Annotated in this window: 25 protein-coding genes; 19 read left to right on the top strand and 6 right to left on the bottom strand. The window is 73.2% G+C overall.

Annotated elements, in window-relative coordinates:
* Positions 1-244: 244 nt before the first annotated feature.
* On the bottom strand, positions 245-889 hold the full coding sequence (locus ACWEFJ_RS26875; RefSeq protein WP_378084461.1) for an SDR family NAD(P)-dependent oxidoreductase: 645 nt from the start codon (positions 887-889) through the stop codon (positions 245-247).
* 179 nt (positions 890-1,068) lie between these two features.
* On the opposite strand from ACWEFJ_RS26875, the gene rpe reads away from it, so the two are divergent.
* The 7 genes from rpe to ACWEFJ_RS26840 all read left to right on the top strand — a co-directional run bounded on the left by rpe (position 1,069) and on the right by ACWEFJ_RS26840 (position 7,159).
* Positions 1,069-1,719, top strand: a complete 651-nt coding sequence (gene rpe / locus ACWEFJ_RS26870; protein ID WP_378084469.1) for a ribulose-phosphate 3-epimerase — start codon at positions 1,069-1,071, stop codon at positions 1,717-1,719.
* 14 nt (positions 1,720-1,733) lie between these two features.
* Positions 1,734-2,741 (top strand): bifunctional diaminohydroxyphosphoribosylaminopyrimidine deaminase/5-amino-6-(5-phosphoribosylamino)uracil reductase RibD, encoded by a 1,008-nt coding sequence (ribD, locus tag ACWEFJ_RS26865; RefSeq protein WP_378084468.1) that lies wholly within the window; start codon positions 1,734-1,736, stop codon positions 2,739-2,741.
* A gap of 9 nt (positions 2,742-2,750) precedes the next feature.
* Positions 2,751-3,362 (top strand): riboflavin synthase, encoded by a 612-nt coding sequence (locus ACWEFJ_RS26860; protein WP_378084459.1) that lies wholly within the window; start codon positions 2,751-2,753, stop codon positions 3,360-3,362.
* Complete coding sequence (locus ACWEFJ_RS26855) at positions 3,359-4,633, top strand: bifunctional 3,4-dihydroxy-2-butanone-4-phosphate synthase/GTP cyclohydrolase II (RefSeq protein ID WP_378084457.1); 1,275 nt, start codon at positions 3,359-3,361, stop codon at positions 4,631-4,633. The genes ACWEFJ_RS26860 and ACWEFJ_RS26855 overlap by 4 nt, the downstream gene beginning before the upstream one ends.
* Positions 4,630-5,109: a 6,7-dimethyl-8-ribityllumazine synthase gene (gene ribH / locus ACWEFJ_RS26850; protein WP_378084455.1), complete on the top strand. Its 480-nt coding sequence runs from the start codon at positions 4,630-4,632 to the stop codon at positions 5,107-5,109. Before ACWEFJ_RS26855 ends, ribH begins: the two co-directional genes overlap by 4 nt.
* Before the next feature lie 8 nt (positions 5,110-5,117).
* Positions 5,118-5,555, top strand: coding sequence for a PH domain-containing protein (locus ACWEFJ_RS26845; protein ID WP_378084453.1), 438 nt, complete (start codon positions 5,118-5,120; stop codon positions 5,553-5,555).
* A gap of 284 nt (positions 5,556-5,839) precedes the next feature.
* The gene (locus ACWEFJ_RS26840) at positions 5,840-7,159 is read left to right on the top strand and encodes a M28 family peptidase (protein WP_449715416.1); all 1,320 of its coding nucleotides are present in this window, start codon (positions 5,840-5,842) and stop codon (positions 7,157-7,159) included.
* Here ACWEFJ_RS26840 and ACWEFJ_RS26835 read toward each other — a convergent pair whose 3' ends face one another.
* Genes ACWEFJ_RS26835 through ACWEFJ_RS26825 form a run of 3 tightly spaced genes read right to left on the bottom strand, consistent with a single transcriptional unit; the run spans position 7,160 to position 10,139 of the window.
* Positions 7,160-8,113 carry a helix-turn-helix transcriptional regulator gene (locus ACWEFJ_RS26835; protein ID WP_378084447.1) on the bottom strand — a complete coding sequence of 318 codons (954 nt, stop codon included), beginning with the start codon at positions 8,111-8,113 and terminating at the stop codon, positions 7,160-7,162.
* Between the two features lie 44 nt (positions 8,114-8,157).
* Positions 8,158-8,640, bottom strand: coding sequence for a hypothetical protein (locus ACWEFJ_RS26830; protein WP_378084445.1), 483 nt, complete (start codon positions 8,638-8,640; stop codon positions 8,158-8,160).
* A 2-nt stretch (positions 8,641-8,642) separates the two neighbouring features.
* Positions 8,643-10,139 carry a helix-turn-helix domain-containing protein gene (locus tag ACWEFJ_RS26825; protein ID WP_449715415.1) on the bottom strand — a complete coding sequence of 499 codons (1,497 nt, stop codon included), beginning with the start codon at positions 10,137-10,139 and terminating at the stop codon, positions 8,643-8,645.
* A gap of 337 nt (positions 10,140-10,476) precedes the next feature.
* Between ACWEFJ_RS26825 and ACWEFJ_RS26820 the strand changes: the two genes are divergently transcribed.
* The 7 genes from ACWEFJ_RS26820 (at position 10,477) to whiA (ending at position 17,155) form a co-directional block, all read left to right on the top strand.
* On the top strand, positions 10,477-10,968 hold the full coding sequence (locus tag ACWEFJ_RS26820) for a hypothetical protein (RefSeq protein WP_378084441.1): 492 nt from the start codon (positions 10,477-10,479) through the stop codon (positions 10,966-10,968).
* Positions 10,969-10,982: 14 nt separating this feature from the next.
* Positions 10,983-11,393 carry a Rieske (2Fe-2S) protein gene (locus tag ACWEFJ_RS26815; protein WP_449715414.1) on the top strand — a complete coding sequence of 137 codons (411 nt, stop codon included), beginning with the start codon at positions 10,983-10,985 and terminating at the stop codon, positions 11,391-11,393.
* Positions 11,394-11,495: 102 nt separating this feature from the next.
* Positions 11,496-11,966: a Rieske (2Fe-2S) protein gene (locus ACWEFJ_RS26810; RefSeq protein ID WP_378084437.1), complete on the top strand. Its 471-nt coding sequence runs from the start codon at positions 11,496-11,498 to the stop codon at positions 11,964-11,966.
* Positions 11,967-12,262: 296 nt separating this feature from the next.
* Positions 12,263-14,266, top strand: coding sequence for an excinuclease ABC subunit UvrC (gene uvrC / locus ACWEFJ_RS26805; protein WP_449715413.1), 2,004 nt, complete (start codon positions 12,263-12,265; stop codon positions 14,264-14,266).
* A 26-nt stretch (positions 14,267-14,292) separates the two neighbouring features.
* Positions 14,293-15,150 carry an RNase adapter RapZ gene (gene rapZ / locus ACWEFJ_RS26800; RefSeq protein ID WP_378084467.1) on the top strand — a complete coding sequence of 286 codons (858 nt, stop codon included), beginning with the start codon at positions 14,293-14,295 and terminating at the stop codon, positions 15,148-15,150.
* Positions 15,151-15,152: 2 nt separating this feature from the next.
* On the top strand, positions 15,153-16,178 hold the full coding sequence (locus tag ACWEFJ_RS26795; RefSeq protein ID WP_378084466.1) for a gluconeogenesis factor YvcK family protein: 1,026 nt from the start codon (positions 15,153-15,155) through the stop codon (positions 16,176-16,178).
* Positions 16,169-17,155, top strand: a complete 987-nt coding sequence (gene whiA / locus ACWEFJ_RS26790; protein ID WP_378084433.1) for a DNA-binding protein WhiA — start codon at positions 16,169-16,171, stop codon at positions 17,153-17,155. Before ACWEFJ_RS26795 ends, whiA begins: the two co-directional genes overlap by 10 nt.
* A gap of 28 nt (positions 17,156-17,183) precedes the next feature.
* On the opposite strand, the gene ACWEFJ_RS26785 is transcribed toward whiA, so the two are convergent.
* Positions 17,184-19,208: an acyltransferase family protein gene (locus ACWEFJ_RS26785; RefSeq protein ID WP_449715412.1), complete on the bottom strand. Its 2,025-nt coding sequence runs from the start codon at positions 19,206-19,208 to the stop codon at positions 17,184-17,186.
* Between the two features lie 516 nt (positions 19,209-19,724).
* On the opposite strand from ACWEFJ_RS26785, the gene gap reads away from it, so the two are divergent.
* From gap to ACWEFJ_RS26760, 5 genes are all read left to right on the top strand, one after another.
* Complete coding sequence (gap, locus tag ACWEFJ_RS26780; protein WP_378084430.1) at positions 19,725-20,729, top strand: type I glyceraldehyde-3-phosphate dehydrogenase; 1,005 nt, start codon at positions 19,725-19,727, stop codon at positions 20,727-20,729.
* 22 nt (positions 20,730-20,751) lie between these two features.
* On the top strand, positions 20,752-21,939 hold the full coding sequence (locus tag ACWEFJ_RS26775) for a phosphoglycerate kinase (RefSeq protein ID WP_378084428.1): 1,188 nt from the start codon (positions 20,752-20,754) through the stop codon (positions 21,937-21,939).
* Positions 21,939-22,727: a triose-phosphate isomerase gene (tpiA, locus tag ACWEFJ_RS26770; protein WP_378084426.1), complete on the top strand. Its 789-nt coding sequence runs from the start codon at positions 21,939-21,941 to the stop codon at positions 22,725-22,727. The genes ACWEFJ_RS26775 and tpiA overlap by 1 nt, the downstream gene beginning before the upstream one ends.
* Before the next feature lie 89 nt (positions 22,728-22,816).
* Positions 22,817-23,050 (top strand): preprotein translocase subunit SecG, encoded by a 234-nt coding sequence (gene secG, locus ACWEFJ_RS26765; protein WP_378084424.1) that lies wholly within the window; start codon positions 22,817-22,819, stop codon positions 23,048-23,050.
* 35 nt (positions 23,051-23,085) lie between these two features.
* A complete protein-coding gene (locus ACWEFJ_RS26760) occupies positions 23,086-23,430 on the top strand; it encodes an RNA polymerase-binding protein RbpA (protein WP_015103628.1) in 345 nt (114 codons plus the stop codon).
* Between the two features lie 226 nt (positions 23,431-23,656).
* Here the strand turns inward: ACWEFJ_RS26760 and ACWEFJ_RS26755 are convergent, their stop codons facing one another.
* Positions 23,657-24,523 carry a hypothetical protein gene (locus ACWEFJ_RS26755; RefSeq protein WP_449715411.1) on the bottom strand — a complete coding sequence of 289 codons (867 nt, stop codon included), beginning with the start codon at positions 24,521-24,523 and terminating at the stop codon, positions 23,657-23,659.
* Between the last annotated feature and the right edge of the window lie 30 nt (positions 24,524-24,553).

Below are 24,553 nucleotides of genomic sequence, written 5' to 3'. Positions count from 1 at the left end.
GGGGGGGGGGGTGTGCGGGGGGTGGGTCGGCTGCTATTTGACATGGGGCCCGTACGAGCACCCCAGGCAGGCCGTAGCCGGCAGGCCCGGCGGGGAAAAGCGTCCCGCCGGGCCTGCCGGCTCCGACCAGCCTAAGGCACTCGAACCCATGTCAAATCGAGCCTCGGTGGTGGTGTGGCGGGTCCGTTGTGGCTGGTGAGGGTTGGTTGTGGTGGTGGCGGCGGTGCTGGGGTTGGTGTTGTGGTCAGGCGCCGAGGGCGTCTTCGATGGGGTTGGTGGTGGTGTCGGCGAGGAGGAACTTGACTTCGTCGGCGACGCGGCGGACGTCGGTCGGGGCCACGACGGCGCAGTGGACGCCTCGGGCGGCGACTTCGACGGCCAGGCACTCGGTGTAGGCGATGGCGGCGGCCCGGGAGGCGGCGTAGGCGGCGATTCCCGAGCGCGGGACGGCGACGGCGTGGGCGGGCACCATGGCGATCGTGCCCCGGCCCCGTTCGACCATCCGGCCGGCGACGGCGCGGCAGACGTTGAAGACGCCGTCGACGTTGACGGCGAAGCTGTGCGCCCAGTCCTCGTCGGTGATGGACAGCGCCGGGCCCGGGCGCAGTGCGCCGGCCATGGCCACCAGGGCGTCGATCGGGCCGAACTCCCGTTCCAGCTGGTCGACGAGGGCGTCCACGGCGGCGCTCGAGGTGACGTCCATCTGCCGGCCCGCGATCCGCAGGCCCTGGCCGTGGAGGCGTTCGACCAGGTCGGCGAGTCTCGCGCCGTCGCTGTCGACGGCCGCGACCAGCGCGCCCTGCCTGGCCAGTGACTCGACCACCTCGGAGCCGAGCGGTGAGCAGGCCCCGGTGATCAGTGCGATCTTGTGACGGAATTCGGCATTCATCCCCAGTGCTCCCCAGTTGCTGCCCCCCGGGTGATGAACGTAATGGCCACCACACGGCTAGGGAACTACCCGCGTGAGTAGTCGGAAAGGGCCGTTTGCGTGCCGGGGTGAAATATGACTCCCGGGCAGGTCCGGGCAATCGTGGAAGCCTAGACTCACCAGCCGTGGTCCACCACCCGATGATCGCCCCGAGCATCCTGTCCGCCGATTTCGCCCGTCTCGCCGACGAGGCCGCCGCCGTGCCGACGGCGGACTGGCTGCACGTGGACGTCATGGACGCGCACTTCGTGCCCAACCTGACCATCGGCCTGCCGGTGGTGAAGGCGCTGCGCAAGGCGACCGACCTGCCGCTGGACTGCCACCTGATGATCGAGGACCCGGACCGGTGGGCCGTGGGGTACGCGGAGGCCGGGGCGTACAACGTGACGGTGCACGTGGAGGCGGCGGCGGATCCGGTGCGGTTGGCGAAGGACCTGCGCGGGGCGGGGGCGAAGGCCGGGTTGTCGGTGAAGCCGGGCACGCCGCTGGAGCCGTACGTGGACGTGCTGAAGCACTACGACACGTTGCTGGTGATGTCGGTGGAGCCGGGGTTCGGCGGGCAGTCGTTCATGGCCGAGGTGCTGGACAAGGTCCGCACGGCGCGGCGGCTGGTGGACACCGGGCACCTGCGGTTGGTGGTGGAGATCGACGGCGGGATCAACGCGGACACCATCGAGCAGGCGGCGGAGGCCGGGGTGGACTGCTTCGTGGCCGGGTCGGCCGTGTACGACGCGGCGGATCCCGGCGCGGCGGTGGAGCGGCTGCGCGAGCAGGCGGCGCGCGTCCGGTGAACGTGGACGAGGCGATGGCGCTGGCCGTCGCGGCGAGCGAGCGCGTGCGCGGCACGACGAGCCCGAACCCGCCGGTGGGGTGCGTGGTGCTGGACGCCGACGGGCACGTGGTGGGCGAGGGCGCGACCCGGCCGCCCGGCGGGCCGCACGCCGAGGTGGTGGCGTTGGCCCAGGCCGGTGAGCGGGCCCGCGGCGGCACGGCGGTCGTCACGTTGGAGCCGTGCAGCCACCACGGGCGGACGCCGCCGTGCGCGGAGGCGTTGCTCGCGGCGGGGGTGGCGCGCGTGGTGCACGCGGTCGCGGACCCGAACCCGAAGGCGGCGGGCGGGGCCGAGGTGCTGCGGCGCGGCGGTGTCGCGGTCGGGTCGGGCGTGCTGGCCGAGGAGGTCTCGCGGGGGCCGTTGCGGGCGTGGCTGCACTACGCGCGGACCGGGCGGCCGCACGTGACCTGGAAGTACGCGGCGAGCCTCGACGGGCGGGTCGCGGCGGGGGACGGCACGAGCCGGTGGATCAGCTCGGCCGAGTCGCGGGCCGAGGTGCACGCGCTGCGGGCCAAGGTGGACGCGGTGGTGGTCGGCGCGGGGACCGTCCGCACCGATGACCCGGTACTGACCGCGCGGGGGCCGCGCGCGGGGCAGGATGGGGGCAGGCAGCCGCTGCGGGTCGTCGTCGGTCTCGGCGACCTCCCGGCGGGTGCCCGTGTCCTGGACGACGAAGCGGAGACCTTGCACGTGCGCACGCACGACCCGGACGTGGTGCTCGGCGTGTTGGCCGCGCGAGGCGTGGTCGACGTGCTGCTGGAGGGCGGGCCTACCCTGGCGGGTGCGTTCGCGGGAGCGCGCCGCGTCGACCGGGTGCTCGCCTACCTCGCGCCGAAGTTCCTGGGCGACGGCCCGTCCGCCCTGCGGGACGCGGGGGTGTCGACCGTCACCGAAGCGGTCGGACTGGTCGTCGAGCAGGTCAGTATGTGCGGGCCGGACGTGCGGGTTTCCGCAGTGGTGCCACCCGGCGCCGCACGCTAAGGAGGAACGGTGTTCACCGGGATCGTCGAGGAGTTGGGGGAGGTCGTCGCGGTCGCCGACCTGCCGGACGCGGCCCGCGTCACCATCGCGGGCCCGCTGGTGACCAGCGACGCGAAGCACGGCGATTCGATCGCGGTCAACGGTGTGTGCCTCACCGTGGTGGACGTCGCCGACGGCGCGTTCACCGCGGACGTGATGCGCGAGACGCTGACCCGCAGCAGCCTGGCCAAGGTCGCCGAGGGCGACCCGGTCAACCTGGAGCGCGCCGCCGCCGTCGGTCAGCGGCTGGGCGGCCACATCGTGCAGGGCCACGTGGACGGCACCGGCGTGGTGCTGGCCCGGGAGAAGGCCGAGCACTGGGAGGTCGTCCACATCGGATTGCCGCCCGGCCTGGCCCGGTACGTGGTGGAGAAGGGCTCGATCACGGTGGACGGCGTGTCGCTGACCGTGGTGTCGGTCTCGGAGACCGAGTTCAGCGTGAGCCTGATCCCGACCACCCTGGAACTCACCACCCTCGGCCGGCGTGCGCCGGGCGACCACGTCAACCTGGAGGTGGACGTGCTCGCGAAGTACGTCGAGCGGCTCGCGCTGCCCCACCTGCGCGCCGAGGAGGCCCGGTGAAGGACTTCGCCGACATCGAGCGGGCCCTCGCGGACATCGCCGCGGGCCGGCCGGTCGTCGTCGTGGACGACGAGGACCGCGAGAACGAGGGCGACCTGATCTTCGCCGCGGAGAAGGCGACGCCGGAGCTGCTGGCGTTCATGGTGCGCTACACGTCCGGGTACGTGTGCGTGTCGCTGACCGAGAGCGACTGCGACCGGCTGGACCTGCCGCCGATGTACCACACGAACCAGGACCAGCGCGGCACCGCGTACACGGTGACCGTGGACGCCCGCGAGGGCGTCTCCACCGGCATCTCGGCGGCGGACCGGGCGCGCACGATCCGGCTGCTGGCCGACCCGGACGCGGGTCCGAAGGACTTCAACCGGCCCGGTCACGTGGTGCCGCTGCGCGCCCGCGACGGCGGCGTGCTGCGCCGGCCCGGCCACACCGAGGCCGCGGTCGACCTGGCCCGGTTGGCCGGGCTCGCGCCGGTGGGCGTGCTCTGCGAGATCGTGTCGCAGAAGGACGAGGGCGACATGGCGCGCCGCGACGAGCTGGAGGTGTTCGCCTCCGACCACGACCTGGCGCTCATCACCATCGCCGACCTGATCGCCTACCGGCGGCGGGTGGAGACGCAGGTGGTGCGGGTCGCCGAGGCGCGCATCCCGACCGCGCACGGCACGTTCACCGCGGTCGGCTACGACAGCAAGCTCGACGGCATCGAGCACATCGCGATGGTCTACGGCGACCTCGGCGACGGCGAGGACGTGCTGGTCCGGGTGCACTCGGAGTGCCTGACCGGGGACGTGTTCGGCTCGCTGCGCTGCGACTGCGGCCCGCAGCTCGACGCGGCGCTGGAGGCGGTGGCCGCGCAGGGCCGCGGCGTCGTGCTCTACATGCGCGGGCACGAGGGCCGCGGCATCGGCCTGATGCACAAGCTGCAGGCGTACCAGTTGCAGGACCGGGGCGCGGACACGGTGGACGCGAACCTCGGGCTGGGGCTGCCCGCCGACGCGCGCGACTACGGCACGGGCGCGCAGATCCTCAGCTCGCTGGGCATCAAGTCGATGCGGCTGCTGACCAACAACCCGGCCAAGCGGGTGGGGTTGGAGGGCTACGGGCTGACCGTGCTGTCGCGCGTGCCGCTGCCGATCTCGCCGAACCCGGAGAACCTGCGCTACCTGCGCACGAAGCGGGACCGGATGGGGCACGAGCTGCACCAGCTCGAGCAGTACGAGGCGCTCGCCGAGGGCGGCGCGGTGGTGTCCACCACGGAAGGAGCGGAATGAGCGGCGAAGGGCGACCCGAGGGCGTCGTCCCCGACGCGGCGGGGCTGACGTTGGGCGTGGTGGCCACGCGCTGGCACGCGAGGATCACCGACAACCTGGTCGAGCGGGCGCTGGACGCGGCGGCGAAGGCCGGTGTGGCGTCCCCGACCGTGGTCCGGGTGGCGGGCGCGGTGGAGCTGCCGGTCGTGGCGCAGGAACTGGCGCGCACGCACGACGCCGTGGTGGCGCTGGGCGTGGTGATCCGGGGCGGCACGCCGCACTTCGAGTACGTGTGCGACGCGGTGACCGAGGGGTTGACCAGGGTCGCGCTGGACTCGTCGACGCCGGTCGGCAACGGTGTGCTCACCACCAACGACGAGGACCAGGCGTTGGCCCGCGCCGGGTTCCCGGACTCGGTGGAGGACAAGGGTTTCGAGGCGTGCGTGGCGGCGCTGGACACGGCTCTCGTGCTGCGCGGGCTGCGAGCGGGCACGTGAGGGCCGCCGTGACTGCCGACGTGGTCGAGTTCCGCCCGAAGAGGATCCGGGTGGTGGCCGTGGTGAGCGCGGTGTTCCTGGTCGCGGTGTTCACCGTGGTCGGGCTGCTGCTGGGCGACACCCCGACCGGCGTGATCTTCCGGACGTCGGACCAGGTGGCGATGATCTGCCTGGGCGTGCTGCTGGCGTGCGGGATGCTGCTGCTGGCCCGGCCGCGGGTGCGGGCCGACGCGGAGGGCGTCGAGGTGCGCAACGTGGTGACCGCGCGCCGCTTCGCCTGGTCGCAGGTGCTGCACGTGTCGTTCCCGGACGGCGCGTCCTGGGCGCGGCTGGAGCTGCCGGACGACGAGTACGTGGCGATCATGGCCGTGCAGGCGGTGGACCGCGACCACGCCGTGGCGGCCGTCCGCGCGCTGCGCGACCTGCACCGCTCCGCCACCACCTGACCCGCGAGTCCCACCTCCGGACCACGCGTGTCCTACGTCCAGACCACGCGTGTCCTACGTTCGGAACGCGTGTGTCCTACGTTCGGAACGCGTGTGTCCTACGTTCGGAACGCGTGAGTCGAACGTTCGGGACCTGTGAGTTCGACGTTGCGGTACCCGCCGATCGTCGTGGTGCCGTTGGGGGACCGGTGTCCTCCAACGGCACTCTTGTCGGGCGCGTGACCCCTGCCTAGGTTCGGGTGATCTACGAGCTTGGGGGGTCCGAAATGCGCAGACGCTCACTTTTGACCGGTGCCGCGGCCGTGGCGGGCGCGGTGACGCTCGGCCTCAACCCGGCGGCACGGGCGCAGCGGCCCGGCGCGTCCGACCTGCCCGACCTGTCCCTCGGCGACTACCCGGTGGTGGGCCGGGTGCGGGCGCGCAAGGCGATGGAGCACCTCCGCGTGCTCAGCGAGCGCATCGGCCAGCGCATCGGCGGCACGGAGTCCGAGCAGCGGGCCCGCGACTACCTCGCCTCCGTGCTGCGCGACCTGCGCTACCGGGTGACGTTGCAGCCGTTCGCCGTGCCGGACAAGTACCTGTCCACGCTGACCGTCGGCCGCGACACGTGGCACGCGGGCGCGTCCCGCTTCGGCGCGCTCGGCGTCACGGCCACCGGCCCGGTCGTGGACCTCGACACCGGCGCGTCCCTCCCCGAGGACCTGACGGGGAAGGTCGCGCTGCTGGTCAACGTCCCCGCCGGCTCGACCGCGGTGCTGGACGCCGCGCAGCGGGGCGCGGCGGCCGTGCTGGTCGGCCGCGTGTCCGTGCCGCCGGCGGGCAAGACCGGCGCGTACTCCCCGACGCTGACCGCGAACGTCGCCGTGCCCGTGCTCGGCATCGCCCAGGTGCACGTGGAGCGGTTGCGCGCGGCCGGCCCCGTCACCGTCACCGTGTCCACCACCCACCACGCGGGCCTGACCTCGTACAACGTGATCGCCGACCGGCCGGCGACGTTCCCCGGCCGCGACGACGGCGTGGTCATGGTGACCGCGCACTACGACAGCGTGCCCGGCTCGCCCGGCGCGAACGACGACGGCAGCGGCACCGTGCTGGCCCTCGAACTGGCCCGCGTGCTGCGCCACCTGCCGACCCACAAGGCGCTCCGGTTCGCCCTGTGGGGTTCGGAGGAGCAGGGCCTGCTCGGCTCCCGGCACTACGTGAACCAGCTGACCGACGCGGACGCGGCGCGCATCGCGGGCGTGTTCCAGAACGACATGGTCGCCACCAGCCACGGCCCGGCGACCGCCTACTGGCTGCTGTCGGTGGACGGCGGCGACAACGCCACCACCGCCCAGGTCGCCGCCGCGGCCGCCCGCCTCGGCTACGGGTCGCAGGTGCACGGCCCGGTGCCGCGCGGCAGCAGCGACCACGTGCCGTTCCACGAGCGCGGGATCGCCGCGGCGAACTTCAGCTGGCGCGGCGAGGGCGGCCCGCACGAGCTGGAACCGCTCTACCACACCCCCGAGGACACGATCGCGCAGAACGTGAGCCCGGACCGGCTGCAGATCTCGCTGGAGCTGATCGGCTCCGCCGCGTACCGCCTGGCCCGCACCCGCGGCTGATCACGGCCCGGCGGCCCGCAGCAGGCGCTCGGCCGCGGCCCGGAGGTGCTGCTTCAGCTCCTCCGGGCCCTCGACCTCGAAGTCGACGCCGATCATCGCGATCCACGGCCCGACGTCCTCCAGCGCGGGCGTGCCGACCGTCAACCGGGTCCGCTGCCCGTCGATCCGCTCCAGCTGCACCGACGTGTAGGAGGTGCGGGCCGCGACCACGTCGTGCGGCGCGTGCATGATCAGCCGGGCTTCGTGCTGGTAGGCCGCCACCGACAGCTGCCGTGCCACGTACGACGCCAGGTCGTCCGCCGGCGGCTCGCGCGGCGTGAACCGCGCGCCCGGCGCCGGCTCGTCCCCGATCCGGTCCACCCGGAACGTGCGCCAGTCCGCCTTGTCCACGTCCCACGCCACCAGGTACCACCGCCGCCCGGTGTGGGCCAGGCCCAGCGGCTCGACGTGGCGGCGGGTCGCGCCGTCCCGCCCGGCGTACCCGAACCGCAGCCGCTGGTGGTCGCGGCACGCGCCCGCGATCGCGGTCAACGTGCCCGCGTCCACCCGGGCGCCCCGGGTCGGCAGCGCGACGGTGTGCGCCTGCAGCGCGTTCACCCGGCGGCGCAGCCGGGACGGCAGCACCTGCTCCAGCTTCGCCAACGCCCGCACGGACGTCTCCTCGATGCCCGCCACGCTGCCGTTGGCGGCGGTCCGCAGCCCGACCGCGACCGCCACCGCCTCGTCGTCGTCCAGCAGCAGCGGCGGCAGCTCCGCGCCCGCGCCGAGCTGGTAGCCGCCCGACACGCCCGGCGCGGCGTTGACCGGGTAGCCGAGGGTGCGCAGCTTGTCCACGTCCCGCCGCACGGTCCGCACGTCCACGCCGAGCCGCCGCGCGAGGTCCGCGCCGGTCCAGTCGCGGCGGCCCTGCAACAGCGACAGCAGCCTGAGCAGGCGGGCCGAGGTCTCCAGCATGGGGCCGCAGTCTGCCGGCCGCCGCGGACGACGGCCGGCCGCGTTCACCCGCGCCGCGCCCCTTCCGGCCACACGACCACCACGGGCACGCCCGACGCGCGGGCCGTCTCCACGACGTCGGCCGTGCCGCCGCGCCCGTCCGGCGGCTGCCCGTCCCACACCGCGACGAGCAGCTCCACGGACGCGAGCATCCGCTCGTTCGCCATCACGTACGCGTGCCGCCCCGACAGCTCGTTGGGCAGCACGCTGACCACGTCCGCCTTGGCGAGCAGCTCGTCGTAGTCGGCCCGCTTCTCCGGTTTCAGCCGCTCCCGGTAATCCATGGCGGGCAGCACGACCTCGACCCGGCCGCCCAGCTCCAGCACCACCCGCGCGAACAGCTGGTCCGCGCCCGGCGCCAGGCAGGTCACCCCGACCAGGGATGACCCGCCCGCCGCCTCGGCCTCCAACGCCGCGCGGATGGCCTCGCGCACGGCGTCGACGCAGTCGGGCGCCAGCTTGCTGTGCCCGGTGACTCCCACCCGCATCACTAGGCCGTCCGCACCCCGCGGATCGCCTCACGGGTGTCGCGCACGACCGCCAGGTCGCGGTGCCGCTCCGCCTCCTTGGCGAAGTCCTGGAGCTTGCGCACCACCCGCCCGGACGCCAGGCCCGCCGCCGTCGGCAGCACCTGCTGGATCAGCCCGCACGCCTCCTCGGGCTCGCCCGCGACCATCTTCGTGCGGGCCAGCCCGATGACGTCGAACGCCCGGTTGCGCACCCGGGCCGGGTCGCGCAGGTCCAGCGCCCGCCGGATGTGCGCCTCGGCCAGCGGCGCCTGCCGCGGGTCGTGCCCGGCCAGGTCCCGCATGCGGGCCCCGATGACCCCTTCCAGCTCCGCCTCGTCGAACGAGTCGAGCCACCACGGGTCCGACCCCGGCCGCCGCTGCGCGAAGCTGTCCTGCGCCTGCCCGACCGCCCGGTGGAACTCCCGCACCCGACCCATCTGGGCGTACGCCCACGCCTCGCGGGTGAGCAGCAGGGCCTGCAACGTCGGCGTCGCGGTGCGCCTGGTGCCGTACTGGCCCAGTTGCACCAGTTCTAAACCGTCCTCGGGCCGGCCCAGGTCGAACATCTGCCTGGCCATCGCGGCCAGGCACAGCGCGGCGAACGGGTCGTTGCGGCCCGCCTTCGCCATGCGCACCCCGAGCACGTAGTACCGCTGGGCCGCGTCGTGCATGCCCGCGTCCCACGACATGCTGGCCGCGACCTTGGACAGCTCGGCCCCGATGAAGAAGGCCCGTTCCGTGGTGGGGCCGGCCGGCGCGCGGGACAGCCGTTCGGCCAGCTCCTCCAACTGGCCGAGCACCGCCTTGCGCGCGAGCCCGTACCCGCCCCGGCCGCCCCACCCGCGCAGCCCGTCGGCGACGTGCTGCAACGCCGCCAGCTCCTCCTGGCTGATCGCCGCGCTGGACGACCACTTGGACAGGGGCTGCAAGGGGTGCAGCCACCGCTGCAACGGTTCGACCAGTGCGGGACCCATCGCCACCGCGGCGGCTCCGGTGAGCGCCGCTCGTCTGCTGATCGCCAAGTCGTTCCTCGCCGTCTCCTCAACCGATCTGGCAATGCTCGACGCGTCCCACGCCGCGGCGAGCACATCGGGCGGGGCGCCGCGAGCGGCGTCCGCCTGGCTTGGGATTCCGACGCGGTCGAACCACAGCCGGTCGGCCGGGATGGCGAGCACGCGCGCGAAGTGGCGCAGGCGGTCGATCCGGTCGATCGGGTTCTCCCCGGTCTCGTACCGCGAGAGCTGCGCCTGGGAGATCCCCAGCCAGGACGCCATGCGGTCTTGGGTGACGCGACTGACGTGCTGGGGGTGGTGCCGGTAGGCGGCGAGGAGGGCACCCATGTTCCGGTCGGCGAACGCGGCAGCCATCGCCTCGTGGTCCCAGAACTCCCCGGGGACGTCGGGTGGTCCGTACAGCTCGGTCCGAGCGTTGCGGCGACAGCGCTGGCAGAGCCGGTCGGTGTTGTCGGCGGCGATCAACGCCCCGCACAACGGGCATGCGCGCCTGGTACTGGCTGCTCTCCGAGCTTTCCGTTCCATGGCTCGCTCCCGTCACTGAGCGTGCTCACCAGTGTAGGGAGATGTGATCAGGAGTCCATGCATTTCGTGCATAAGGCGCGGTGGACCGCCGATTTGCGGCCGTGCGACGTCGCGTGCCGGATGGGCGGCATCCGCCCGGTGCATGGATCCGACCCGACAACGGTGTGGTGAAAAGCCCCGACCGGTCGGACGCTGCGTGGTGTGCCAGTGCCGGGACGACCCCCGCGCGGCCCGCGCACAACGCCCGCTCCACCCGACCGGGGAGGGACCTCCGCCGATGAGCATCACCGCCGCAACCACCGCAGACAACGGCCCGCGGTACGGGCCGCGCGACCGCGCGCACCAGCAGGCACTCGGCGAGGCGATCGCGGGTTACCGGTTGCTGGGCTGGAAGGTGTCCGTCACCGAGCAGGGCGTGTTCCTGCCGCTGGGCCCCGCCACCACCGCCCTGGCCATGCCCGCCCGCATCGGTTCGCGCGTCCTGGCCGACCTCAAGGCCAGGATGCTCGCCGGACCCGTCACCGTCATCCCGGGCCCGCGGGAGCACTGGATCTTCCTCGCCGAGCTGGTCGCCCTGCTGCCCACGCACCTGAAGGCGCCCGCCGAGGTCCAGTTCGTCCGCTCGCCGCAGCGCATCGCGCTGCCGCCCACGATGACCCGGTACGGGTCGCTGCGGTGGGCGAACCCGCCGTCGCACTCGCGGCACTGGTTCCCGCCGTTCACCGCGGTGCTGGCGCTGGCCCGGACGGCGGTCGCCCGGGACCAGTAGGCGAAGATGGGCGGGTGGACCGACGGACGCTGCTGTGCGGACTGCTCGCCCTCACCGCCGGCGCGCCCCTGACGGCCTGCGGCGCGGGCGCGCCGACGCGGCGACCCGGCGTCGGCTCCGCCCGACCGGGTGACCGGATCGCCGGGCTCGCCGACGTGCCGGTCGGCTCCGGCGCGCTCGTCGACGTCGGTCCCGACGGCCGGTTGTTGCTGGTCAGGCCGTCGGAGTCGGAGGTGCGGGCGTTCGACCCGACCTGTCCGCACCAGGGCACGACGGTGAACCCGCCCGCCAAGGGCGTGATCACCTGCCCGACGCACCGCAGCGCGTTCGACGCCTCCTCGGGCGCGGTGCTGGACGGCCCGTCGCCGCGCGGGCTGGCCGAGGTGGCGGTCGCCGTGTCCGGCGCCGACGTGGTGCTTTCCTGAAGAAGTCGTCTCAACCGATGGTGTGTTGAACCCCGCTTCACGTGGTGTCGTATTGCCTGTGTGGCCGAACGACCACCCACCACGAACAGCGGAGGACCTGTTGTGAGCGTCACGGAGAACGCGGGGCTGTCCCGCCGCTCGGTGCTGTGCGGCGTGCTGGTCGCGCTCGCGGTGCCGGGCGGCCTCGCCGCGTGCAGCAGCGGCTCGACCCCCACCACCGGCACGACCGGCACCGCCGGCGGCACCGCGGCGGGCGGCGCGACCACCCCGGCCGGCCCGCCGATCATCGCCGCGCTGGCCGACGTGCCCGACGGCGGCGGCCTGATCGCCGGCAACCCGGCCGACAGCAAGCCGCTCGTGCTGGTCCGCACCGGCGACACCGTCAAGGCGTACGACGCCACGTGCCCCCACCAGGGGACGGCCGTCTCGCCGCCGGAGAACGGCGTGATCACCTGCCCGAACCACGGCAGCACGTTCAACGCCGCCGACGGCGCCGTCACCAAGGGACCGGCCACCCGGGGCCTGACGGAGGTGCCGGTGAAGGTCGAGGCCGGCCAGGTCGTGCCGGCCTGACGGGGCCGCCCGGCCGGGCCGCCCCCGGCCGGGGCCACTGCCCGATCCGGCCGCCCGACCGGGCGGGGCCGCCGCCGGCAGGTCCGGCCGTCTGACGGGGCCGCCCCCGGCCGTGGCCGCCGCGGGCAGACCCGGCCGCCTGACCCCGGGCGGGGCCGCCAGTGGCAGACGGGGCCGCCTGACCGAGCTGCCCGACCCGGCTGCCCGACCGGGCGGGCCGCCGCTAGCAGATCGGGCCGACCCGGCGCGGGGTCGGTCTCGGCCGGCTTGTCGGTCCCTCCACGTACCCTTTGCGTGTGGCCGATCCGTCGACCTATCGCCCCGCGACAGGCACCATCCCCGAAGCACCCGGCGTGTACAAGTTCCGCGACGCCGCGGGCCGGGTGGTGTACGTCGGCAAGGCCAAGAGCCTGCGGCAGCGCCTGAACTCGTACTTCGCCGACATCGCCGGCCTGCACCCGCGCACCCGGCAGATGGTGACCACGGCCGCGAGCGTCGAGTGGACCGTGGTCGGCACCGAGGTGGAGGCCCTCCAGCTCGAGTACAACTGGATCAAGGAGTTCGACCCGCGGTTCAACGTCCGCTACCGCGACGACAAGTCCTACCCGGTCCTCGCCGTGACGATGAACGAGGAGTTCCCGCGGCTGCACGTCTACCGCGGCCCGCGCCGCAAGGGCGTGCGCTACTTCGGCCCGTACGCGCACGCGTGGGCGATCCGGGAGACGCTGGACCTGCTCCTGCGCGTCTTCCCGGCCCGCACCTGCTCGGCCGGCGTGTTCAAGCGGCACGGCCAGATCGGCAGGCCGTGCCTGCTCGGCTACATCGACAAGTGCTCCGCGCCGTGCGTCGGCCGGGTCAGCGCGGACGAGCACCGCGCCATCGTCGAGGACTTCTGCGACTTCCTGGCCGGCAGGACCGACTCGATGGTGCGCCGGCTGGAACGCGAGATGACCGCCGCCGCCGAGGAGCTGGAGTTCGAGAAGGCTGCCCGCCTGCGCGACGACCAGGCCGCCCTCAAGCGCGCCCTGGAGAAGCAGGCCGTGGTGCTCGGCGACGGCACGGATGCCGACGTGGTCGCGTTCGCGCAGGACGAGCTGGAGGTGTCGGTCCAGGTCTTCCACGTGCGCGGCGGCCGGGTGCGCGGCCAGCGCGGCTGGGTGGTCGACAAGGTGGACGAGATCGGCGTGACCGGCCTGGTGGACCAGTTCGTCACCCAGTTCTACGGCGAGCAGGTCGAGTCGGCGCGGGTCAGCGGCGTGGAGTCGGCGCCGGTGCCGCGCGAGGTGCTGGTGCCGGAGCTGCCCGACGACGCCGAGGCGGTCGAGAAGTGGCTGTCGGGCCTGCGCGGCGGCAAGGTCGTGCTGCGGGTGCCGCAGCGCGGCGACAAGCGGGCCCTCATGGAGACCGTGGAGCGCAACGCCAAGGAGGCGTTCCAGCAGCACAAGCTGCGCCGCGCGGGTGACCTGACGGCCCGGTCGGCCGCGTTGCAGGAGCTGCAGGAGGCGCTGGGGCTCGACACCGCGCCGCTGCGCATCGAGTGCACCGACATCAGCCACGTGCAGGGCACGGACGTGGTGGCGTCGCTGGTGGTGTTCGAGGACGGCCTGGCGCGCAAGTCCGAGTACCGGCGGTTCGCCGTGCGCGAGGGCGCCGAGCAGGGCGACGTCGGCTCGATCGCGGAGGTGGTCCGCCGCCGGTTCCAGGCGTACCTGCGGGACAACAAGGACGACGGCGGCCCGACCCCCGGCATCGACCCGGAGACCGGCCGGCCGCGCAAGTTCGCCTACGCGCCGAACCTGCTGGTCGTGGACGGCGGCGCGGCGCAGGCGCAGGTAGCCTCCGACGTCTTGGCGGAACTCGGCATCACCGACGTCGCGGTGGTCGGCCTGGCGAAGCGGTTGGAGGAGGTCTGGGTGCCCGGCGAGCCCGACCCGGTGATCCTGCCCCGCACCAGCGAGGCCCTCTACCTGCTGCAACGCGTGCGCGACGAGGCGCACCGGTTCGCCATCGCCTACCACCGGCAGAAGCGGTCCAAGCGGATGACGACGTCCGCGCTGGACGACGTGCCCGGCCTGGGGCAGACGCGCAAGGCCGCGCTGCTGAAGCACTTCGGCTCACTGAAGAAGCTGCGCGAGGCGAGCGTCGAGGAGATCAGCGGCGTGCCGGGGGTGGGCCGGCGCACCGCGGAGGCCGTGCGCGCGACGCTGGGCGCGGACCGCGCCGGGCCGCCGCCGGCGGAGTCGAAGATCGGGCCACCGGCGGCAGGGCCGGTGGTCGAACACCGACGGGAGTACAAGTGAGCGCACCGGCCGGCGAGAAGTCCGGCATCGAAGTCGCGGTGGTGACCGGCCTGTCGGGAGCGGGCCGCAGCACGGCCGCGAAGTGCCTGGAGGACCTCGGGTGGTTCGTGGTGGACAACCTGCCGCCCGAGCTGATCGCGACCATGGTGGAGCTGGGCGCGCAGGCCAGGGGCGCCATCACCCGGGTCGCCGTGGTGATGGACGTGCGCAGCCGCGCGTTCACCGAGGACCTGGCCTCGGTGATCAAGGACCTGGACGCGCGCGGCTACAAGCCGAAGGTGCTGTTCCTGGAGGCCACCGACGACGTGCTGATCCGCCGGTTCGAGTCGGTGCGACGGGGTCACCCGCTCCAGGCGGACGGCCGGCTCGCCGACGGCATCGAGGCCGAGCGGATGCTGCTCACCCCGCTGCGCGAGGAAGCCGACCTGGTGCTGGACACCTCGGCGCTGTCGGTGCACCAGCTCCGGGCCAAGATCGAGGACACGTTCGGCACCGAGTCGGCGACCCGGACCCGGGTCACGGTGCTGTCGTTCGGCTACAAGTACGGCCTGCCGATGGACGCCGACCTGGTCATGGACGTGCGGTTCCTGCCCAACCCGTTCTGGATCCCGGAGCTGCGCGAGCAGACCGGCCTGGACGGCGACGTGCGCAACTACGTGCTCACCCAGGAGGGCGCGGACGAGTTCCTCGACCGCTACCACGAGCTGCTGCGGCTCATCGGCGCCGGCTACCGGCGCGAGGGCAAGCGGTACCTGACGCTCGCGGTGGGCTGCACCGGCGGCAAGCACCGCAGCGTCGCCATCTCCGAGGAGCTGGCGGGCCGGCTGGCCAGCGAGGACGGCATGGCCGTCAAGGTCGTGCACCGGGACCTGGGACGCGAGTGAGCCTGAGAGCGGTAGCGCTGGGCGGCGGGCACGGGCTGCACGCCACCCTCACCGCCCTGCGGCGGCTGACCGACGACGTCACGGCGGTGGTGACGGTCGCCGACGACGGCGGCTCCTCGGGGCGGCTGCGCCGCGAGCTGGGCCTGCTGCCGCCCGGCGACCTGCGCAAGGCGATGGTGGCGCTGGCGGGCGACGACCCGTCCAGCGCGATGTGGTCGACGCTGTTCCAGCACCGGTTCGGCGGCACGGGCGCGCTCGCCGGGCACGCGGTGGGCAACCTCGTGCTGGCCGGGCTGCTGGAACAGCTCGGCGACCCGGTCGCGGTGCTGGAGGAGGCGGGCCGGCTGCTCGGCGTGCGCGGCCGGGTGCTGCCGATGTGCCCGGAGCCGCTGTCGATCGAGGCCGACGTGACCGGGCTGGACGACGACGCCGACGTGGTGCGCCGCATCCGCGGCCAGGTGGCGATCGCCACCACGCCGGGCCGGGTGCAGCGGATCCGCCTGTACGGGCCCGGCGGCCCGGGGGAGGCGCCGCGCGGCTGCGCCCAGGCGGTCGAGGCGGTGCTGTCCGCCGACGTCGTGCTGCTCGGGCCCGGGTCGTGGTTCACCAGCGTGCTGCCGCACCTGCTCGTGCCGGAGCTGCACGACGCGCTGGTGCGCACCTCGGCGCGCAAGGTCGTGGTGCTCAACCTCGTCCCCCAACCGGGCGAAACCGACGGCTTCTCACCGGAGCTGCACCTGGACGTGCTGTGCGAGCACGCGCCGCGTTTGCGCGTGGACGCGGTGATCGCGGACGTCGACGCGGTGCCCGTCCCGGACCGGCTGCGCCGGGCCGCCGCAGCTCTCGGGGCCACCGCGCACCTCGCGCCCATCGCGGTGGCGGGCGCGCCGGACCGCCACGACCCGGCGGCGCTGGCGCTGGGCATCACGCGCGCGTTGGCCGGCCCTGGTGACGGGACCGGCGGGGCGTCGAGTACAACCCTCCAGGAAGACCGGACGAGCAGGGGAGGCGAGGCGCCGTGGCGATGACGTCGGCGGTGAAGGACGAGCTGAGCAGGCTGGCCGTCGCCAAGACCTGCTGCCGCCGCGCGGAGGTCGCGTCCCTGCTGCGGTTCGCGGGCGGCCTGCACATCGTCGGCGGCCGCGTGGTCGTCGAGGCGGAGCTGGACCTGGGCTCCACGGCGCGGCGGCTGCGCCGGGAGATCCACGAGCTGTACGGGCACCAGTCCGACGTGTTCACCATCACCTCCAGCGGCCTGCGCAAGGGCACCCGGTTCGTGGTGCGCGTGGTCAAGGACGGCGAGGGGCTGGCCCGGCAGACGGGCCTGCTCGACCCGCGCGGACGCCCGGTGCGCGGCCTGCCCGCGCCGGTCGTGTCCGGCGGGGTGTGCGACGCCGAGGCGGCGTGGCGCGGCGCGTTCCTGGCGCACGGCTCGCTGACCGAACCGGGCCGGTCGTCGTCCATGGAGGTGACCTGCCCCGGCCCCGAGGCGGCGTTGGCGCTGGTCGGCGCGGCCCGGCGGATGGGCATCGGCTCGAAGTCGCGCGAGGTGCGCGGCGCGGAGCGCGTGGTGATCAGGGACGGCGACGCGATCGGCGCGATGCTGACCAGGCTCGGCGCGCACGACAGCGTGCTGGCCTGGGAGGAGCGCCGGATGCGCCGCGAGGTGCGGGCGACGGCGAACCGGCTGGCGAACTTCGACGACGCGAACCTCCGCCGCTCGGCCCGCGCCGCGGTGGCCGCGGCGGCGCGGGTGCAGCGCGCCCTGGAGATCCTCGGCCCCGAGGCGCCCGACCACCTGGCCGCGGCCGGCGCGCTGCGGCTCGCGCACCGGCAGGCGTCGCTGGAGGAGCTGGGCCAGCTCTCCGAACCGCAGATGACGAAGGACGCCGTCGCGGGCCGCATCCGCCGCCTGCTGGCGATGGCCGACAAGCGGGCCAAGGAGCTGGGCATGCCCGACACCGAGTCCGCCGTGACCGCGGACATGCTCGACGCCGAGGTGTGACCCCGGACCCGCCCGGCGGCCGGCGCCGCTAGCGCAGGCCCAGGGCGGTCACGAACGGGGCGACCATCGACCGGACGTAGGTGTCGGTCAGGTGGTTGTTGCGGTAGACGACGACGTTGCCGACCACGCCGGGGCACACGTCGGACCGGCAGATCGAGTCGGTCAGGTCGACCACCCGCACGCCCCGCAACCCGGTCGCGGCCTCGGCCAGCGGGTCCGAGGCCGACCCGATGGCCTCGTCGCGGGGCGTGTCGCACCGGCCGGGCTCGTCGGGGTTGCGCTCCAGGCAGGGCCCGACCAGCATCGCGGGCCGGGGCAGCTCGCGGATCACCGCGACCGGGATGTCCGCGTCCGACAGCGCGCTCAGCACCGTCCGGTAGCCCTCGACCATGGCCTTCGGGTCCCACGTCCACTTGAGGTCCTGGAGGTAGGACTCCGGCGACATGGCCGCCGCGACCACCAGGTCCGGCTTCATCGCGCGGATGTGGTCGAGCTTCTTCAGGTTCTCGTCGGAGCAGACGGTCAACGGCGTCCCCGACTCGGTCGGGGGCACCGACGAGAACGGGCAGCCGTTGCGCACCATGACGTGCACCCGCCACCGGTCCCCGCCCTCGCGCCGGGTGAACTCGGCCAGGGCGGTGCTGAACTGGAAGGCGTGCGAGTCGCCCACGATGACCGCGGTCTTCGTCGCGTCGGCCGCGCCGAACTCGCACGACGTGACCCCGTCGCCGAAGTCGCGGGTGGCGCACTCGTTGCGCGGCCAGTCCTCCTCCGCCACGGCGGGCGCGGGCACGAGCGAGACCCCGGACGGCGCCGGGCGGGGGTCGTCCCGGTCGAGCGCGAGCGCGCCGGGGTGGTCGGCGTCGATGACCGACTGGCCGCGCAGCGCGGCCAGCGTCGACTCGGCCGACGCCCAGCCGCCCCCGGCGACCGCCACCGTCACCGCGACCATGGCCGCGCCCAGCCCGTACGTCGCGCGCCGGCGGCGGCGCTCCCGCTCCCGCCGGAACGGGTCCTCGACGAAGTGCTTGGACAGCGCCGCCAGCACCAGGCTCAGCACGGCGGCCACCGCGACCTGGCGCAGCGTCAGCGCCTGCCGCGCGGTCAGCTCCAGCAGGAACACGATCACGGGCCAGTGCCACAGGTACAGGCTGTAGGAGATGTCGCCGACGTAGGTCAGCGGGCGCACGCCCAGCACGCGGGCCACCGACTCGTCCCGGGCGACCAGCACGGCGACCGCGCCGAGCGTCGGCAGCGCCGCGAGCCAGCCGGGGAACGGCAGGTCGGTGCCGAGCCGCACCGCGCTCGCCAGGATCACGGCCAGGCCGCCCCACCCGAGCAGCAGCCGCGCGCCCCGGCCCGGCCGCAGCCGGGGCAGCACCATCGCGGCCAGGCCGCCCACGCCCAGCTGCCACATCCGGGTCGGCGTGATGAAGTACGCCGCGCCGGGGTCGACCGGGGTGTACCAGACCGAGAACGCGAACGACGCGACCGTGACCGCGGCGACCGCGACCACCGCCCAGCGCACCGGGCCCGCGCCGCGCCGTGCCGCCGACCCGGCCGCGACCAGCAGCACCAGCGGGATGACCAGGTAGAACTGCTCCTCCACGGCCAGCGACCAGAAGTGCTGCACCGGCGACGCGCCGACGGTGGCGTGCCCGTAGTCGTTCGACAGCACGGCGAGCAGCCAGTTCTGCGCGTTGACCGCCGAGAACACCACCTCGCGCAGCACGGCGGGCCACCGCGACGCCGGCAGCAGCGCGAACACCGCGACCGTGATCGCCAGCAGCACGACCGTGGCGGCCGGCAGGAGCCGGCGGATCCGCCGCGCGTAGAAGTCGAGCAGCCGCACCCGACCGGTGCGCCGCACCTCCGCGGTGAGCGCACCGATGATCAGGAACCCGGAGATCACGAAGAAGACGTCCACGCCGACGAAACCACCGGGCAGCCAGTCGGGCCGCAGGTGGTAGCAGACGACCAGGCCCACGGCCAGCGCGCGCATGCCCTGGATGTCCGCCCTGGCGGTGCGTTCCCGACGGGGTGGTGCGTCCACGCGAGAGGGTTCGTCGGCCACTACAGCCACAGATCACCGCCACGGGAAGTTCGGAAAATGCCGCGCAGCGTAACCCGACCGAGTGACGGAGTGTTCACCACTTCACCCAAGTGTGACGAACCACCTCGCGTGTCCTCCCTCCAGAACGCGCGTGAGTCCTACGTCGCGTCGCGTGAGTCCTACGTTCAGGACCCCCGAGTTCAACGCTCGGCGCACCCGCCCCCGTCACGCTGCGCACACCCTGCGCCCGGCCGGCGACCGTCCTAGGCTGAGGACGGGCAAGGCGCGCGCCGAGGCACGGCGGACCCGCACCGCGGGGTACCGAAGTCCCCGCCACCGTGTTACCGCGAGGTAACAAGCCGGTCGAGCTGGATTTTCTTGTTCGATAAAGAGATCCTGGTGGTCCACGTGACCAGGCACGCAAGCCGGAGGCTAGGCTGGCTCTCGGCTGCCTGGTCAGCCCATGACTGCACGCCCCTGGCGGACAACGCCAGTCGAGTACCGAGGAGACTCACCGTGACGGTTCGCGTAGGTGTCAATGGTTTCGGCCGCATCGGTCGCAACTTCTGGCGCGCCGTTCAGGCCAGCGGGCACGACATCGAGATCGTCGCCTTCAACGACCTCGGTGACGTCAACACCATGGCCCACCTGCTCAAGTACGACTCCATCCTCGGCCGCCTCGACGGCGAGGTGACCGTGACCGACGAGGGCATCGCGGTCGACGGCAAGGTCATCAAGGCGCTGGCCGAGCGCGACCCGGGCAAGCTGCCCTGGAAGGACCTGGGCGTCGACGTCGTCGTCGAGTCGACCGGCTTCTTCACCGACGCGGCCGCCGCCCGCAAGCACGTCGACGAGGGCGGCGCCAAGAAGGTCATCATCTCCGCCCCGGCCAAGGGCGAGGACCTCACCGTGGTGCTGGGCGCGAACGACGACCAGTACGACGGCTCGCAGACCGTCATCTCGAACGCCTCGTGCACCACCAACTGCCTGGCCCCGCTGGCCAAGGTGCTGCACGACAGCTTCACCATCGAGCGCGGTCTCATGACCACGATCCACGCCTACACCCAGGACCAGAACCTCCAGGACGCGCCGCACAAGGACCTGCGCCGCGCCCGTGCCGCCGCGCTGAACATCGTGCCCACCAGCACCGGCGCCGCCAAGGCCATCGGCCTGGTCCTGCCCGAGCTGAAGGGCAAGCTCGACGGCTACGCCCTCCGCGTGCCCGTGCCCACCGGCTCGGCCACCGACCTCACCGTCACCGTCGGCCGCGAGGTCACCGTGGACGAGGTCAACGCCGCCTACAAGGCCGCCGCCGACGGCCCGCTCAAGGGCTACCTGCGCTACAGCACCGACCCGATCGTGTCGGCCGACATCGTCACCGACCCGGCGTCCTGCATCTACGACGCGCCGCTGACCAAGGTCATCGGCAACCAGGTCAAGGTCGTCGGCTGGTACGACAACGAGTGGGGCTACTCCAACCGCCTCGCCGACCTGGTCAACCTCGTCGCCAGCAAGCTCTGACCGAACAGGCGGACCACTCGCTGTGAAGACTCTCGACGATCTCCTCGGCGAGGGAGTCTCGGGTCGGCGCGTCCTCGTGCGCGCCGACCTGAACGTCCCCCTCGACGGCGACCGCATCACCGACGACGGCCGCGTCCGCGCCTCGGTGCCCACCATCAAGGCGCTCGTGGACGCGGGCGCCCGCGTCCTGGTCGCCGCCCACCTGGGCCGCCCCAAGGGCGAGCCCGACCCCAAGTTCTCCCTCGCCCCCGTCGCCAAGCGCCTCGGCGAGCTGCTCGGCCAGGACGTCCGGCTGGGCACCGAGACCGCCGGCGACGGCACCGTCGTGCTGCTGGAGAACATCCGCTTCGACGCCCGCGAGACCAGCAAGGACGACGCCGAACGCGCCGCCCTCGCCGACGAGCTGGCCGCCAAGGCCGACGCGTTCGTCTCCGACGGCTTCGGCGTCGTGCACCGCAAGCAGGCGTCCGTCTACGACGTGGCCCGGAAGCTCCCGCACTACGCGGGCGGCCTCGTGCTGGCCGAGGTCGAGGTGCTGCGCAAGCTCACCGACGACACCCAGCGCCCCTACGTCGTCGTCCTCGGCGGCGCGAAGGTCTCCGACAAGCTCGGCGTCATCGCGAACCTGCTCACCAAGGTCGACCGCCTCCTCATCGGCGGCGGCATGGCCTACACCTTCCTCAAGGCCCAGGGCCACGAGGTCGGCCGCTCGCTGCTCCAGGAGGACCAGCTGGAGCAGGTCGCCGGCTTCCTCGCCGAGGCCGAGAAGCGCGGCGTCGAGCTGGTGCTCCCGGTCGACGTGCTCGCCGCCGTCGACTTCGCGGCCGACGCGGAGCACGAGGTCGTGCCCACCGACGCCATCCCGGCCGACCGGGAGGGCCTGGACATCGGGCCGAAGACGCGCGAGCTGTTCGCGAGCAAGCTCGCCGACGCGCGGACCGTGTTCTGGAACGGCCCCATGGGCGTGTTCGAGTTCGAGGCGTTCTCCGGCGGCACCCGCGCGGTGGCCGAGGCGCTCGTCAAGAGCGACGCGTTCACCGTGGTCGGCGGCGGCGACTCGGCCGCGGCCGTGCGCGCCCTCGGCCTCCCCGAGGACGGGTTCTCGCACATCTCCACCGGCGGCGGCGCGTCCCTGGAATACCTCGAGGGCAAGGAACTGCCCGGCGTGTCCGTGCTGGACGAAGACCTGCCGAGCGGGGGTGCCGCCTGATGGCCCAGCGCCGGCCCCTCATCGCGGGCAACTGGAAGATGAACCTCAACCACCTCGAGGCCATCGCCCTGGTGCAGAAGATCGCCTTCTCCCTGCCGGAGAAGTACTTCGCCAAGGTCGAGGTGGCGGTGCTGCCGCCGTTCGTCGACATCCGGTCCATCCAGACCCTCGTCGACGGCGACAAGCTGCTGCTCAAGTACGGCGCGCAGGACCTCTCGCCGCACGACTCCGGCGCCTACACCGGCGACGTGTCCGGCCCGATGCTCGCCAAGCTCGGCTGCTCCTACGTCACCGTGGGCCACTCCGAGCGGCGCGAGTACCACCACGAGGACGACGCCACCGTCAACCGCAAGGTCAAGGCGGCGCTCAAGCACGGCATCACGCCCATCTTCTGCCTCGGCGAGCAGGTGGACGTCCGCGAGGCGGGCGGCCACGTCGAGCACTGCACCGCGCAGCTCGTCGCCGGCCTGGAGGGCCTGACCGCCGACCAGGTGCGCGACGTCGTGGTGGCGTACGAACCGGTGTGGGCCATCGGCACCGGCAAGGTCGCTTCGTCGGCCGACGCGCAGGAGGTGTGCGCCGCCATCCGGGTGAAGCTCGCCGAGCTGTACGGCGAGGACGTCGCTTCGGCCGTTCGAGTGCTTTACGGCGGCTCGGTCAAGTCCGGCAACATCGCCGAACTGATCGCCCAGAAGGACGTCGACGGTGCTCTGGTGGGTGGAGCGAGCCTGGACGCGGACGAGTTCGCGAAGCTGTGCGCGCTCGCCGCGGGCGGACCTCTACCCTGATGTATTGACACGCACCTTACCCGCGGTGGTCCACGGTCGGCAGTCGACCGGGTACTCTGTGGCGTCACCTGCCTGACAGCGAGGAAGAAATGATCCTGTTCCTGCAGATCCTGTTGATCGTCTCCAGCCTGCTGCTCATCCTGCTCGTGCTGTTGCACCGCGGGCGCGGCGGCGGTCTGTCCTCGTTGTTCGGCGGCGGCATGCAGTCCAGCCTGTCCGGTTCCAGCGTGGTCGAGAAGAACCTCGACCGGCTGACGTTGTTCGTCGGCGCGGTCTGGGTGATCGCCATCGTGGGCGTCGGGCTGCTGATGAAGGTCAGCTGACACAGGGAAACCACGTGGTGGGGGTGTGAGGGTCGATGGCTGGTGGTAACGCGATTCGCGGTACCCGCGTCGGCGCAGGCCCGATGGGCGAATCGGAGCGCGGCGAGTCCGCGCCCCGACGTCGGGTGTCGTACTGGTGCGCGAACGCGCACGAGTCTCGGCCGTCGTTCGCGGTCGAAGCCGAGATCCCGGAGAACTGGGACTGCCCCCGGTGCGGTCTGCCGGCCGGGCGTGACGAGCAGGCGCCACCTGCTCCGCCGCGCAACGAGCCGTACAAGACGCACCTGGCGTACGTGAAGGAGCGCCGCTCCGACGCAGACGGTGAGGCGATCCTCGAGGAGGCGCTCACCAAGCTGCGCAAGCAGCGCGAAGAGCCCTAGCCGGGTTCCGGCGAGCAGTGCCCGGACGGCCCCCTCGGCAACCGCCGAGGGGGCCGTCCGCGTCTCCGCGGTCGGTGGGGTGCTTGCTGCACCTGCCCAGGTGCCCGCACCTGCTCGGACGCGCCTTTCCCGGACGCGCCTGCTCAGGTGCACTTTCCGGATGCGCTTGCCGGGATGCGCGTGCTCGGGTGCGCGTGCTCAGGTGCGCTTGCCGGGATGCGGGTTCTCAGGTGCGCTTGCCGAACACGCCCGCGAACTGGCGTCGCACCACGACCGCACCCACCAGCACGAAGAACACCAGCGCCACGAGCGTGGACGTCGTGCCACCCGTCGAGCTGGTCAACGCCACGTCCACGCTGCCCACCAGCACCACCCCGCAGTCCGCCCGGATCACGTGCCGACCCGGCTGGATCACGGTGAACTCCACCCGCGTGCTGAACGTGCCCGAATGGTCCGCTTTCGCCGTGCCGACGTCCTCGCCCAACGAGCTGAGCCGCACCGACGAACCCGGATCGCACCCCGTGCCCGTCGCCGTCAGGGGGTCACCCGGCTGGATGTTGTCCTTGTCCAACGTCAACGCGCCGTCACCGTCGAACAGCTGCGTCGTCGTGACCGGCGCGGAACTGCCCGTGGTCGTCGTCGTGGTGGTCGTCGTGGTCGTGGTGGTGGTGGTCGACGGGGTGGTGGTCGTGGTCGTCGCCGCAGGGGTCGTCGTCACCGGGGCCGCGGTCGTCGTCGTGACCGGAGGCGCGGTGGTGGTCGTGGTCGGCTGCCGCGGCGTCACCGTGAAACCGACCGACGGCTGCGACGTCGACGCGCACACCGGGCGTGCCGTCACCCGGTGCGCGCCCAGCCCCGCGTCCCCCGGAACCGTCGCCGTGCCCGACCCCGCGCCGCGACCCGCGTGCCTGCCGTTGCCGATGACCCGGCCGCCGTCCCAGATGATCTGCACCGCGTCGTTCGAGCAGCGCGGGTCCAGGTACACCCCCGACCAGCTCAGGGTGAACGTGCTCCCCGGCGCGCCGGAGTCCGGGCTCGCGGTCGCGACGCCCTGCGGCTGCGCCGACACCGGCGCCGCCACGAGCGCCGCCACGCCGTATGCCAGGGCACCCAGTAGAGCTAG

It is taken from the genome of Actinosynnema sp. NPDC004786, from assembly GCF_053601135.1.
This window is presented reverse-complemented; position numbering and strand designations above follow the sequence as displayed.

Bases quoted from the DNA above. Each gene is read 5' to 3' on its own strand.
- ACWEFJ_RS26875 (WP_378084461.1), bottom strand. From the start codon at position 889: ATGAATGCCGAATTCCGTCACAAGATCGCACTGATCACCGGGGCCTGC.
- rpe (WP_378084469.1), top strand. From the start codon at position 1,069: ATGATCGCCCCGAGCATCCTGTCCGCCGATTTCGCCCGTCTCGCCGAC.
- ribD (WP_378084468.1), top strand. From the start codon at position 1,734: ATGGCGCTGGCCGTCGCGGCGAGCGAGCGCGTGCGCGGCACGACGAGC.
- ribH (WP_378084455.1), top strand. From the start codon at position 4,630: ATGAGCGGCGAAGGGCGACCCGAGGGCGTCGTCCCCGACGCGGCGGGG.
- ACWEFJ_RS26835 (WP_378084447.1), bottom strand. From the start codon at position 8,113: ATGCTGGAGACCTCGGCCCGCCTGCTCAGGCTGCTGTCGCTGTTGCAG.
- ACWEFJ_RS26830 (WP_378084445.1), bottom strand. From the start codon at position 8,640: ATGCGGGTGGGAGTCACCGGGCACAGCAAGCTGGCGCCCGACTGCGTC.
- ACWEFJ_RS26820 (WP_378084441.1), top strand. From the start codon at position 10,477: ATGAGCATCACCGCCGCAACCACCGCAGACAACGGCCCGCGGTACGGG.
- tpiA (WP_378084426.1), top strand. From the start codon at position 21,939: ATGGCCCAGCGCCGGCCCCTCATCGCGGGCAACTGGAAGATGAACCTC.
- secG (WP_378084424.1), top strand. From the start codon at position 22,817: ATGATCCTGTTCCTGCAGATCCTGTTGATCGTCTCCAGCCTGCTGCTC.
- ACWEFJ_RS26760 (WP_015103628.1), top strand. From the start codon at position 23,086: ATGGCTGGTGGTAACGCGATTCGCGGTACCCGCGTCGGCGCAGGCCCG.